Raw genomic sequence first — 12,350 nt, 5'->3', positions numbered from 1 at the left:
GGGGCCCGGCTCAGCGCCCGACGGCCTTGCGCACCAGCTTGGCCAGCGGCGAGCCCTCCTTGTCGTACGCCGTCCGCAGCTGCTTGAAATGATCGGCGCGGGTGCGGGCCAGGTACTCGTCGCCGGTCAGCTTCCGCGCGATCGACCAGGCCTGCCGGTGCCGGCCGTCGTAGTGGGCGACGTACGCCTTGGCCAGCTCCAGCACCGACCTGAACGGAATGCCGCCGGTGTGGTCGCGGTCGATCCGCTCCCGCACGGCCGAGATCAGCTCCAGCTTCCGCTCGTACGAGAAGGAGTCCTCGGCGATGGCGGTCAGCACCTCCGCGGGGATCGGCCGGGTCACCTCGAAGGCGAGGGTGGAGCGGACGGGCGGCCCGGCGATCTCGATGTACGGCAGCAGCGCGCCGGTGCTGTAGTGCAGCCACGGCAGCCGAGGCCCGGCGAAGTCCTGGTGCAGCACGACGGAGCCCGGCCGCAGCCGGGTGAGGAACCGCTCGGAGACACAGCGGAAGACCCGCGCCGTCTTGGCTATGTCGATGTGCAGGAACTCGACGGGGGAGTGGTCGTCCGGGTCGGAGGTCTGCCACAGGTCGCCGGCGTGGATCTCCAGGAACGGCAGGAACGGCTCCAGGCGGCTCTTGAAGTCGTCGAGGAAGGAGTTGTCGCCGGCGGGCCTGGCGCCACCGGTGAAGAACTTCTCGGTGGCGAAGGTGCCCTTGCCGACGCGGAAGAAGTCGTACGCGTGCAGCCGGCCCGTCTTCGCGTCGAACACCGGCGACTCGTGCAGCCCGAGTGCGAGCGCGTACGTCGATCCGCCGCCGCCGGAGCCCAGTTCGACGATCCGGTCGTCCCCCGTGAGGACGTGGCGGCCGACCAGGTACAGGAACTGCAGCTCCCAGGTGCTCACCTGGGTGTAGGGCAGGTTGTCCGGCAGCTTGACGCTGTCCAGCATCGGGTAGAGCCGGCCGAGCTTGGTCATGAGTGCCTCACGGGGTCGGTGGGACGGCGTCCCGATCCTAGGGACAGGCACGCCGCCTCACCATGGAATCAAGGGAGTGAACCGGCCGTTCGCCATCGTTTCACCGCCCTTATCCCGACGTTCACCTCTGATTTGCCTACCGGCGGACCGCCTTCTTCAGCGCCCGCGCCCGGCGCACGACCCGCCGCGCGGCCGCGTTGTTCGGCAGGAACGACAACCGCTCCGGGATACCGCCCGGCAGACCCAGCGCGGTGAGCCGCTTGCGCTTGAAGTAGCGCCGCACGCCCGGCCCGTAATGCGCCGCGAGGAACCGCTCCGCCGCCGGACGCAGGCCCGCCTGGAGCTGCGGCTGCATGGTGAAGCCGACGGCCGTGATCAGCCCCGTCAGCAGATCCTCGGCCAGGGGACCCGCCTCGCCCTCCAGCGGCGGCAGCAGCGCGTCGGCCAGCGTCACCGGCACCCGGTTGCTGTTCTGGTACGGCGTGAGCCGGTCCAGCAGCGGCTCGGTGCCGATCCGGGCCACCGCCAGGCCGTAGAACGTGGCGGCCGTGAACAGCGCGGTCGAGAAGCAGCCCACCACCAGCGCGGGCGCCGCCTTCTCGAACAGCACCTCCGCGAGCACCGGCGTGTCCAGCACGGTCAGCGAGACCCCCAGCCGCTCCGCCTCCGTCTCCAGCGCGCGGCTGTAGCTCGCCGGGGCGGTCGGATGCGGCTTGAAGACGATCGTCCGGTGCCCGCGCGCCACCGCGCCGCGCAGCATCCGCACGTGCAGGTCCTCCTCCTCCCCGGGGGAGAGGATCTTCAGCGCGGACAGATACTGGCCGAGCAGCAGCGCCGCGCCCGACGGCACCTCCGGAAGCTCCGGGACGACGCCGGTGAGACCGCTCAGCACCTTCAGGAACGCCTGCGTCGGCACGACCTGCGCGGGAACGCCGAACTCGGTCAGCAGCAGCGGCGCGAGGCCCGGCACCAGATCCAGGTGGAGCAGGCGCCGCACCCGGGTGCCGACCAGCGGATCGAGCTTGTTGCGGGTCGGGCCGTAGCTCATCAGGCCGTCGGCGTAGACGTCGATCGGTGCCCCGGTGAAGATCTGCGCCACCGTGAGCGCCGGGCTGACCTGGAGCGACTCCAGGACCAGCGCCACCCGGTCCTCGCCCAGGCCCCACAGCAGCCGCAGATAGCGCTCGAACAGCGGCAGGTCGTCGGGGCGGGGCTGCCAGGCGCCCGGGTGGAAGGGGCTGATCGCCTCGTTGAAGGAGATCACGTCGTCGAAGTGCTCGCGGAGCGGCTCGAAGCCCGGCATCTCGTCGACCGCCGGGGTGGTCTCCGGGGTCATGGCGTTGTTGAAGACCAGCAGGATCCGGCGGTCCGCCGCGTCGAAGCAGTCCGACTCGATCGCGGCGGCCAGGGTGGCCGCGCCGTACAGCGTGGAGACGCAGAAGATCTGGGTGGTCCGGGACATCAGGCGGCCGCCTTCGCTGGGGTGACCCGGCGCCGCAGCCGCCGCAGCGTCGAGGCGCGGCGCAGGTCCATGGTGTCGAGCACGTCGCCGAGCGCGTCCTGAGGCATCCGCTTGATCGCCGCCGCGCTCATCGCGCGCAACCGCTTGGCCACCGTCGGCTCGAACTTGTCGATCTCCGACAGATGGTGGGCGATGATCGCGCAGTAGGTGCGCACCGCCTTCGGCAGCAGCCGGTCGGCGTCCCGGTCCGCGGCGGTCTCCCCGATCACCTGGTCGAAGGCGCGGATGAAGTCCAGCTGGCGGACATCACCGATCTGGGTGAGGGAACCGGCGACCCCGCGCCGGTAGAAGACGCCGAGCAGGCCCACCACGGCGAACGACTCCGCCTCCCGGTGCAGCTTCCAGATCCACGGCCGGTCCTCGGCGGTGCGCAGCCCGTCGGTGAAGTGGAGCAGCCCCCGGTCGAGCAGCCGCCGGTGGAAGACGCCGGCCCAGGCGTAGGGGTAGTCCACCGAGGTGGAGCGGTCGGCGGGCAGGATCGCCTCGCGCGGGTTCAGCACCTCCCCGCGCGGCCCGACCGGCACCCGGTGCACGGAGCGGGCCCGCGCGGTGGCCTGGACGTGGTCGGTGCGCACGAAGTCGCAGCCCAGCTCCTCGACGGCCGCGACCAGCTCGCTCAGATAGCCGGGCGCGAGCCAGTCGTCACCGTCCAGGAAGGCCAGGTACTCGCCGGTCGCCGCGTCGAGTCCGGTGTTGCGCGCGGTGGCGAGCCCGCCGTTCTCCTCACGGTGGATCAGGCGCACCCGCGCGACCTCGGAAAGTTCCTCGGCCGCGCGTTCGAGAATGACCGGCGTCTCATCCTTCGATTTGTCGTCGACCAGGATGAACTCGAAGTCGGCGCGGGCATTCGCGCGAAGGCTTCTGAGATTGTCCGGGGCGTATTGCTGAACGTTGTAGAACGGCACGATCACGGAAAGCTTTGGCACCCGAGAAAGCCTACGAGGCGGCCCGGCTGCGGAACTTTCCGCCGCCGGTACACCGGGTGAACTCCATGTGTCGGAAGAGTGCATGCCGTGTACTTTCCGGCCTGCGACAAGCCAGTTCGGCTCACGGTGGGGCGCTGTTAACTTTTTGTTGAGTCCCGGTTGGGCCATAACTCGGAATTGCTTCCTAGCGTCTTGGACGTGCCACCAAGTACAACGAAGCCTCCACGCATCGCCGTACTCGCGGACTCCGACACCCGATGGAAATGGGGTGCGCTGACCGCGAACCGCGTCGTCCCGGGCCCGTCCATGGGAACCGTCCCAGGGGAAGGGGCGCAAGCCGCGCCCGCCCTGGACGGATTCCTGCTGCGCGGCCGGGCCACTCCCACTCCGCGCCAGCTCGCCGAGGTCGGCGTGCGCGCCGACTCCCTGCGCGAGGTCACCGCCGTCGAGTTCCTGCGCGTCATGGCGCGGGAGCCGTACGACGTGCTCGTCCTCGCCCTGGTCGGCGGCGGTGTGCAGGCGATGCTGCACGGGCTGAAGCGGGTGTGGGAGGACCGGCGCTCCCGGCCCGTCGTCGTCACCGGCTACGTCGGCGTCGTCTACGAGAAGCTCGCCGACGGACTGCTGCTGCGACACGGCGCGGACCTCGTCCTCGCCAACTCCCGCCAGGACGCCGAACGCTTCCGGGCCGTGTACGACGGGGTCGGCGCCGACTCCTCCGCCGTGACCGAGGTGGCACTCCCGTTCCTCGGCGGACAGCCGTACACCGGTGAACACGACCCCTACACGGTCGTCTTCGCCGCCCAGCCGTCCGTCCCGGACAACCGCAAGGACCGCACCTACCTGCTCGACCGGCTCGTCCGGCACGCCCGGCGGCACCCCGAACGCGAGGTGCTGCTCAAACTCCGCTCCCGGCCCGGCGAACACACCACCCACATCGAGGAACTGCCCTACCAGAAGCTCGCCCAGCGCCTCGACCCGCCGCCCAACTTCCGTCTCGTCTACGGCAACATGGGCGAGGTCCTCGACCGCACCGACCTGCTGGTCACGGTCAGCTCCACCGCCGCCCTGGAGTCCCTGCACCGCCGGATCCCCACCGTCGTCCTCACCGACCTCGGCGTCCGCGAGGTGCTCGGCAACCACCACTTCGTGGGGTCCGGCTGCCTCGCCTCCTGGGACCAGCTCGACGCGGGCCACCGGCCGGTGCCGGACGAGGAGTGGGTGGCCCGGCAGGGTGTCGGGGTGGACGGCTCGTACGAGACCGCCTTCGACGCGGCCCGCGAACGCATCGCCAAGCTGCTCGCCTCCGACGCGCTGCCGCCGCTCACCCCCTACTACACCCCCGCGACCGCCCCCGGCTATCTGCCCGGCATCCTCGCCCGCCACCACCTCGGCCCCGACGGCACCCCGCTGCCCGGGGCCCCCGCCCACGACAGGGAGCCCGGCCCGGTCCGGCAGATCGTGCGCCGGGCGGCACGCGGCGCCTACCGGCACGGCGTGCAGCGCGTGGCCCCCGTGATCCGGCGGATGGGCGAGCTGTGAACCGCGCGACACCACCCCAAGGAGCAGAACCCATGTCCCACCCGCAGACGGGCCACGGCGTCACCGTGCGCCGGGTGCTCGCGGTGATCCCCGCGCGCGGCGGCTCCAAGGGCGTGCCCGCGAAGAACCTCGCCCCGGTCGGCGGTGTCCCGCTGGTCGCCCGCGCGGTCCGCGAATGCCGGGCCGGCCGGCTCGTCACCGACGTCGTGGTCTCCACGGACGACCAGGCCATCGCCGCCGCCGCCCGCGCGGCCGGCGCCGAGGTCGTGCTGCGCCCCGCCGCCATCGCCGGCGACACCGCGACCTCCGAGGCGGCCGTCCTGCACGCCATGGACGCCCACGAGGCGGTGCACGGCGCCCCGGTCGACGTGGTGCTGCTCGTCCAGTGCACCAGCCCCTTCCTGACCCGCGAGGACGTCGACGGGGTCGCGGCGGCCGTCGTGGAGAACGGCGCCGACACCGCCGTCACGGTGGCGCCCTTCCACGGCTTCATCTGGCGGGACGCCGAAGGCGCGGCCGCGGAGCAGGAGGGCGGCCACGGCGTCAACCACGACAAGGCGTACCGCCCCCGCCGCCAGGACCGCCCCCAGGACCTGCTGGAGACCGGCGCCGCCTACGCCATGGACGCGCCCGGCTTCCGCAAGCACCAGCACCGCTTCTTCGGCCGCACGGAACTCGTGCGCACCGACCCCGCGCGCGTGCTGGAGATCGACGACCCGCACGACCTCGCCCGGGCCCGCGCCCTCGCGCCGCTCTTCGACGCCGAACGGCCGGGCGCCCTCCCGACCGCCGCCGACATCGACGCGGTCGTCCTCGACTTCGACGGCACCCAGACCGACGACCGGGTGCTGATCGACTCCGACGGACGGGAGTTCGTCTCCGTGCACCGCGGCGACGGACTCGGCGTCGCGGCCCTGCGCAAGGCGGGCCTGAAGCTGCTGATCCTGTCCACGGAACAGAACCCGGTCGTCGCCGCCCGGGCCCGGAAGCTGAAGCTCCCGGTGCTGCACGGCATCGACCGCAAGGACCTCGCGCTCAAGCAGTGGTGCGAGGAACAGGGCATCGCGCCGGAGCGCGTGCTCTACGTCGGCAACGACGTCAACGACCTGGGCTGCTTCGCCCTCGTCGGCTGGCCGGTCGCGGTCGCGAGCGCCCATGACGTCGTACGCGGCGCCGCACGCGCGGTCACCGCCCTCCCCGGTGGCGACGGCGCGATCCGAGAGATCGCCGGCTGGATCCTCGGACCCTCTCTCGACTCTCCCGCCCCCCTCACCAAGTAAGGAACGTTCCTGCCATGAGCACCAACTCCCGCCTGCGCACCCTCGGCTCCCGCGAGGTCGGCCCCGGCCGCCCCGTCTACATCACCGGCGAGATCGGCATCAACCACAACGGCGACCTCGAGAACGCCTTCAAGCTGATCGACGCCGCCGCCGAGGCCGGCTGCGACGCGGTCAAGTTCCAGAAGCGCACGCCGGAGATCTGCACCCCGCGCGACCAGTGGGACATCGAGCGCGACACCCCGTGGGGCCGGATGACCTACATCGACTACCGCCACCGCGTGGAGTTCGGCGAGGACGAGTACCGGCAGATCGACGAGTACTGCAAGGCCAGGAACATCGACTGGTTCGCCTCCCCGTGGGACACCGAGGCCGTCGCCTTCCTGGAGAAGTTCGACGTCCCCGCCCACAAGGTGGCCTCCGCCTCCCTCACCGACGACGAGCTGCTGCGCGAGCTGCGCGCCACCGGCCGCACGATCATCCTCTCCACCGGCATGTCCACCCCGAAGCAGATCCGCCACGCGGTCGAGGTCCTGGGCAGCGACAACATCCTGCTCTGCCACGCCACCTCCACCTACCCGGCCAAGGCCGAGGAACTGAACCTCCGCGTGATCAACACGCTGGAGAAGGAGTACCCGAACGTCCCGATCGGCTACTCCGGCCACGAGACCGGCCTGCAGACCACCCTCGCCGCCGTCGCCCTCGGCGCCGTCTTCGTCGAGCGTCACATCACCCTCGACCGCGCCATGTGGGGCTCCGACCAGGCCGCCTCCGTCGAGCCGCAGGGCCTCACCCGTCTCGTCCGTGACATCCGCACCATCGAGGCCTCCCTCGGCGACGGCGTGAAGAAGGTCTACGACTCCGAACTGGCCCCGATGAAGAAGCTGCGCCGCGTCACCGGCGTGATCGCCGAGGCGGAGATCGCCGCGGCGGCGGGCGAGCCGGTCACCGTCTGACCACCCACCCCTGCCACCCCTTACGACGGGACGGTCGTACGCCGATGAGCCCCCGCGCCGGGAAAGCCGGCCAGAACGCCGGTCCGGGCCCCCTCGACACCCTCGCCTTCGTCGAGAGCCCGGTACAGCTGCTGAACGTGCTGGAGTGGGCGCACGCCCACGCACCCGGCGCGGGGCTCACCCTGGTGGTCCTCTCGCCCCTCGACCCGATGACCCGCGGCCAGCTGCGCCGGATGGCCGAGCTGGCCCGGCGGGAGGGCCACCAGGTCCGCTGGGAGGAGGCACGCGGCGGCGCGCTGGCCCCCTTCCAGACGGTCGGCGGACTGACCGGGCCGCTGCGCCGCGCCCGCCGGATCGTCATGGGGGACCCCTTCTCCCGCTACGTCCAGCTGCTGCTGACCATCACCCGCGCCCGTGACCTGGTCGTCGTCGACGACGGCACGGCCACGATGGAGTTCGTCACCCAGCTCGCCCGCGGCGAACGCCTGGTCCGCTGGCACCGCAAGGGCGCCCGCCGCGGCCCGCGCGACCTGGCCTTCGCCCCCGTCTCCTCCTCGGCCCGGCGCCGCCTCACCCCGGCCGGGGACCGCCGCGTCGAGATCTTCTCCTCCATGCCCATCGAGGAGACCCCGGGCGGCGTGACCGTCCGGGCCAACGACTTCTCCTGGACCCGGGCCCGCTTCGGCCCGCCCCGCATCACCCGGGGCGCGGACATGGTGGGCACCTCCCTCGTGGAGACCGGCGTCGTCGACGGCGACCGCTATCTGGCCGCCGTGCGCTCCCTCGCGCACACCCACGGCGCCCGGCGCTACTTCGCCCACCGCCGTGAGAGCACCCGGAAACTCCACCGGCTGGCCGTGGAGACCGGACTGGAGGTGGTCCGCCCCGACCTGCCGCTGGAGCTGATAGCCCGCAGGGGCCCGATCGGCCGTACGGTCCTCAGCTTTCCCTCCACGGTCGTCCACACCCTGCCCCTCGCCCTCGCCGGCACCGACGTCCGGGTCGCGGTCTGCGACATCGACCCCGCCTGGCTCACCCGCACCGCCTCCCCACGCGCCCAGGGTTTCCTGAACGGCGTCACCGGCACGGCCCGCGACGTGCACCGGCTCTCGGCGGTACGGGCCGTGTAGGGCGGCGGGCGCTTGCCTCCGGGGTAATCGCGGCGGTGCGGCTCCCTGGCTACGGTCGGGCGGACCACCCGTTCGGACGAAGGAGGACACGTGCCCGCCTACGGTCTCGCCCATCTGCGCAGCCGCCGGCACCACCCCGACATCCTGGAGTACCTGCGCCGCATCCAGGACACCCTCGACCCGTTCCAGGGCCGTTTCGTCGTCCACGGCCCGCCGGCGGAGGTGCTGGAGGGCAGCTGGCCCGGGAGCATGGTGCTGATCGGGTTCCCGGACCTCGACACGGCCCGCGCCTGGTACGCCTCCCCCGCCTACCAGGCGATTCTCCGGCTGCGCACCGACCACATCCAGGGCGACGTCGTCCTGGTCGACGGCGTGGGACCGGCCTACGACCCCGCCGCGCGGGCGGAAAAGCTGCGCGCGGAGCTGCCGTAGTCGCGTTCCGGTAGGTGAACGGATAAGCGTGGGTGGGGGAGGGCGTGGTATCCGTGGAGAAGTGGGTGGGTCTTGCGCCGGCCCGGACGCCGTCACGGGCGGCCGAGCCGCGCGAGTTTACCCACCCAACCCGGTACCTATGCGTTCGGCGGCCAGGATTTCTTCCCCTAAGGGGTTGAACTTTTGTTGATCTCGGGACAGTTGGCCGTCCGGGCGTCCTACCCTTCAGAGGGTGAAGCAACTGATGTCACTGGAGTCCGAGGCCGATCTCTCCGAGGAAGCGATGCTCCCCGGCATCGTGCCGGATCCGCTGCGCGCGGAACTCGTCGCGTTCCGCCGGGACCTGCACATGCACCCCGAGCTGGGCTTTCAGGAGTTCCGCACGACCAAGGCGATCAAGACCCGGCTGGAGCAAGCCGGGCTCAAGCCCCGGGTCCTCCCGAGCGGCACCGGACTCGTCTGTGACATCGGCGCCGACGGCGGCCAGTGGAGCGGCGGCCCCGAGATGCTCGCCATGCGCGCCGACATCGACGCGCTGCCCATCCCCGACGCCAAGACGGAGTGCGCCTACCGCTCCACCGTGCCGGACCGCTGCCATGCCTGCGGCCACGACGTCCACACCACGGTGGTCCTCGGCGCCGGCCTCGTCCTCGCCGACCTGCACCGGCAGGGCCTGCTGCCGCGGCCCGTCCGGCTGCTCTTCCAGCCCGCCGAGGAAGTCCTCCCCGGCGGCGCCGCCGACGCCATCGAGAACGGCGGCGTCCTGGACGGCGTGGACCGGATCATCGCCGTGCACTGCGACCCCCGGGTCGACGCCGGACGCATCGGGCTGCGGCAAGGGCCGATCACCTCGGCCTGCGACCGGCTGGAGATCGCCCTCGACGGTCCCGGCGGCCACACCGCCCGCCCGCACCTGACCACCGACCTCGTCACGGCCGCGGCCCGGGTCGTCACCGACGTCCCCGCGATCGTCGCCCGCCGCGTCGACGCGCGCAGCGGCCTCTCCGTCACCTGGGGCCGTATCGAGTCGGGCCACGCGCCCAACGTCATCCCGCAGCACGCCGAGCTGTCCGGCACCGTGCGCTGCCTCGACCTGGAGGCCTGGCGGCAGGCACCCGACATCGTGCACGCCGTGATCGACGAGGTCGCGGGGCTGCACGGGGCCAAGTCCGAGATCAACTACGTCCGGGGCGTCCCGCCCGTCGTCAACGCCCCGGACGTGGCGGAGCTGCTCCGCGACGCCATGACCGTCCGCCGCGGTCTGGACTCCGTCGAGGGCACCGAGCAGAGCCTCGGCGGCGAGGACTTCTCCTGGTACCTGGAGCACGTCCCCGGCGCCATGGCCCGCCTCGGCGTCCGCACCCCCGGTGAGCGCACCGTCCGCGACCTCCACCAGGGCGACTTCGACGTCGACGAACACGCCATCACGGTCGGCGTGGAACTCTTCACGGCGGCGGCCCTCCTGAACACCGGCAGCTGACCGACTCCGCGTCGGCGACGGCCCCTGCGGCCTCGGCTTCGGCTTCGCCTTCACCCGGCCCGGGTTCCCACCCGCACCGCCGTGCGGCATCGCCGCCGGGTGCGGGTGGCTCCCCGGCGGGGGCCCCTCCCGCCGTCGGCGGCTGCCCGTCCGAGGCGGCCCCTGCGGCTTCGGCTTCGGCTTCGCCTCCGCCCGGTCCGGATTCGCACCCGCACTGCCCGTACGGGTCTCGTCGCCGGGTGCGGGTGGCGCCGGTGGGGGCACTCCCGCCGTCGGCGGCTGCCCGTCCCGTGCCCGCCTCGCCGTCGGCGGCTTCCCGCCTCGGGCCGCTCCCGCCCGGGCCGCTCCCTCCCTCGACGGCTGCTGCCCCTGCGCCGCCCAGCGGCCTCGGCTTGGCCTTCGGCCGCGACCGACCGGCCGGGCAGCGCCCACCCCCCGGGCTCCGTCTTCGCCTCGGCTGCCCCTCCGGCTGTCCCTCCGGCAGTCCTTCCACCCCGCACCACCCGCGCGTGCCGCTGCCGCCGGCGGCGATGGGGTCCCACGGGGGCCACCCGCACCCGGCGACGCCCCCGCAGGGGTCGTGCGGGTGGGAACACCCCCCGGCGAGGGCGAAGCCGAGCCGGGCTCCCGCTTGTGCCCGGCGCGGCGCCGATGCAGCCTGGATATGTCCTACAGCGCACCCTTCGATCCGGTGGTTCATCAGCACGTAACCGACCACCGGCACGAATGGATAACAGCCACGCGAAACCCCGTTCCCTGGAGTGTCTACGCGCGTTAATGTGCGCCGAACCGAGCACCCACTGCGGGGCTTTGGAGAATGGGGAACCTCAGATGCGTCGGATTTCCAAACTGACCCGCGTCGCGGTGGGGGTCGCGTCGCTCGCGCTCGCTGCCACGGCCTGCGGTGGTACCAGCGGCGGCAGCAACGGTGACGGTGACAAGAACCTCGGCCTCGCCATCGCGTACGACATCGGAGGCAAGGGCGACCAGTCCTTCAACGACGCCGCGTACGCCGGTCTGCAGAAGGCCAAGGACGAGTTCGGGTACGAGACCGCCGACATCGAGCCCACCGAGGGCGAGACGGACGCCGACAAGGAGCAGCGCCTGGCGTCGCTCGCGAAGCAGGGCTACAACCCGGTGATCGGCGTCGGCTTCGCCTACGGCCCGGCGATGGAGGCCGTGGCCAAGGACTACCCGGACACGACCTTCGGCATCGTGGACTCGGTCGTGGAGGGCGACAACGTCGCCTCCCTGGTCTTCGCCGAGGAGCAGGCCTCCTACCTGGCCGGTGTCGCCGCCGCGAAGGCCACGAAGACGAACACCGTCGGTTTCGTCGGCGGTGTGGACATCCCGCTGATCCACAAGTTCGAGGCCGGCTACCAGCAGGGCGTCGAGGACACCAGCGGCGGCAAGGTCAAGGTCATCTCGCAGTATCTGACCCAGACGGCCGAAGAGGGCGGCTTCTCCAGCCCGGACAAGGGCAAGGCCGCCGCCGAGGGCCAGATCGAGAAGAAGGCGGACGTCGTCTACCAGGCGGCGGGCCTGTCCGGCCAGGGCGTGATCGAGGCGGCCGCGAAGGCGAAGGTCTTCGCGATCGGCGTCGACTCCGACCAGTACAAGCAGGAAGCCCTCACCGCGTACAAGGAGTACATCCTCACCTCGGCCCTGAAGGACGTCGGTGGCGCGGTCTACGCCCTCGCCAAGTCCGTGGAGGACGGCAAGCCGCTGGCCGGCACGCAGACCTTCGACCTGAAGGTGAACGGTGTCGGGCTGTCGGAGAGCAATCCGCAGTACGCGAAGATCGCGGGTCTGAAGGACGCCGTGGAGAAGGCCAAGGAAGGCATCACCGGCGGCCAGATCAAGGTCAGGACGGAGTAACGGCACGCGTCTCGGCCGTACCGCCCATCTGAACGGGCGAACCCGGTCGTACCAACTCGAAGCGGGCGGGCGCCTCACGCGCCCGCCCGCTTCCTCGTTTCCCGCACAGGTCACCCACCGCCACCTCTTGTTTGCGGTCGGCAAGCCTGAGCCCGGGTGCCCGGTGGCGTTGGCCACGGGCGGATAACAAGGTGGACAGAAGGGGTTTTCAGGCAGGTCTACGCGCGT

General features: G+C 71.8%; 10 protein-coding genes. 7 read left to right on the top strand and 3 right to left on the bottom strand.

Annotated features, from left to right (window positions below):
* Nucleotides 1-10: 10 nt before the first annotated feature.
* From VE614_RS21120 to VE614_RS21110, 3 genes are all read right to left on the bottom strand, one after another.
* A complete protein-coding gene (locus VE614_RS21120; RefSeq protein ID WP_324939241.1) occupies nt 11-979 on the bottom strand; it encodes a hypothetical protein in 969 nt (322 codons plus the stop codon).
* Nucleotides 980-1,115: 136 nt separating this feature from the next.
* Nucleotides 1,116-2,441 (bottom strand): alpha-2,8-polysialyltransferase family protein, encoded by a 1,326-nt coding sequence (locus tag VE614_RS21115; RefSeq protein WP_324939238.1) that lies wholly within the window; start codon nt 2,439-2,441, stop codon nt 1,116-1,118.
* A complete protein-coding gene (locus VE614_RS21110; protein ID WP_324939236.1) occupies nt 2,441-3,427 on the bottom strand; it encodes a glycosyltransferase family 2 protein in 987 nt (328 codons plus the stop codon). The genes VE614_RS21115 and VE614_RS21110 overlap by 1 nt, the downstream gene beginning before the upstream one ends.
* Before the next feature lie 198 nt (nt 3,428-3,625).
* Here VE614_RS21110 and VE614_RS21105 point away from each other — a divergent pair, with 198 nt between their 5' ends.
* The 7 genes from VE614_RS21105 (at nt 3,626) to VE614_RS21075 (ending at nt 12,122) form a co-directional block, all read left to right on the top strand.
* Complete coding sequence (locus VE614_RS21105; RefSeq protein ID WP_324939233.1) at nt 3,626-4,969, top strand: DUF6716 putative glycosyltransferase; 1,344 nt, start codon at nt 3,626-3,628, stop codon at nt 4,967-4,969.
* Nucleotides 4,970-5,001: 32 nt separating this feature from the next.
* Nucleotides 5,002-6,249: an N-acylneuraminate cytidylyltransferase gene (locus VE614_RS21100; protein ID WP_324939230.1), complete on the top strand. Its 1,248-nt coding sequence runs from the start codon at nt 5,002-5,004 to the stop codon at nt 6,247-6,249.
* 14 nt (nt 6,250-6,263) lie between these two features.
* Nucleotides 6,264-7,202, top strand: coding sequence for an N-acetylneuraminate synthase family protein (locus VE614_RS21095; protein WP_324939228.1), 939 nt, complete (start codon nt 6,264-6,266; stop codon nt 7,200-7,202).
* A 44-nt stretch (nt 7,203-7,246) separates the two neighbouring features.
* Nucleotides 7,247-8,332 carry a hypothetical protein gene (locus tag VE614_RS21090; protein WP_324939225.1) on the top strand — a complete coding sequence of 362 codons (1,086 nt, stop codon included), beginning with the start codon at nt 7,247-7,249 and terminating at the stop codon, nt 8,330-8,332.
* 90 nt (nt 8,333-8,422) lie between these two features.
* Entirely contained in the window at nt 8,423-8,764 is a 342-nt protein-coding gene (locus VE614_RS21085; protein WP_324939222.1) for a DUF1330 domain-containing protein, read from the top strand.
* Nucleotides 8,765-9,008: 244 nt separating this feature from the next.
* On the top strand, nt 9,009-10,244 hold the full coding sequence (locus VE614_RS21080) for a M20 family metallopeptidase (RefSeq protein WP_324939569.1): 1,236 nt from the start codon (nt 9,009-9,011) through the stop codon (nt 10,242-10,244).
* 831 nt (nt 10,245-11,075) lie between these two features.
* Nucleotides 11,076-12,122, top strand: coding sequence for a BMP family ABC transporter substrate-binding protein (locus tag VE614_RS21075; protein WP_324939219.1), 1,047 nt, complete (start codon nt 11,076-11,078; stop codon nt 12,120-12,122).
* Nucleotides 12,123-12,350 lie beyond the last annotated feature (228 nt).

It is taken from the genome of Streptomyces sp. (assembly GCF_035645055.1).
GTDB lineage: Bacteria > Actinomycetota > Actinomycetes > Streptomycetales > Streptomycetaceae > Streptomyces.
This window is presented reverse-complemented; position numbering and strand designations above follow the sequence as displayed.

What these genes read in the sequence shown, in the direction of transcription:
- VE614_RS21120 (WP_324939241.1), bottom strand. Translation starts at nt 979, where the DNA reads ATGACCAAGCTCGGCCGGCTCTACCCGATGCTGGACAGCGTCAAGCTG.
- VE614_RS21115 (WP_324939238.1), bottom strand. Translation starts at nt 2,441, where the DNA reads ATGTCCCGGACCACCCAGATCTTCTGCGTCTCCACGCTGTACGGCGCG.
- VE614_RS21100 (WP_324939230.1), top strand. Translation starts at nt 5,002, where the DNA reads ATGTCCCACCCGCAGACGGGCCACGGCGTCACCGTGCGCCGGGTGCTC.
- VE614_RS21095 (WP_324939228.1), top strand. Translation starts at nt 6,264, where the DNA reads ATGAGCACCAACTCCCGCCTGCGCACCCTCGGCTCCCGCGAGGTCGGC.
- VE614_RS21090 (WP_324939225.1), top strand. Translation starts at nt 7,247, where the DNA reads ATGAGCCCCCGCGCCGGGAAAGCCGGCCAGAACGCCGGTCCGGGCCCC.
- VE614_RS21080 (WP_324939569.1), top strand. Translation starts at nt 9,009, where the DNA reads ATGTCACTGGAGTCCGAGGCCGATCTCTCCGAGGAAGCGATGCTCCCC.
- VE614_RS21075 (WP_324939219.1), top strand. Translation starts at nt 11,076, where the DNA reads ATGCGTCGGATTTCCAAACTGACCCGCGTCGCGGTGGGGGTCGCGTCG.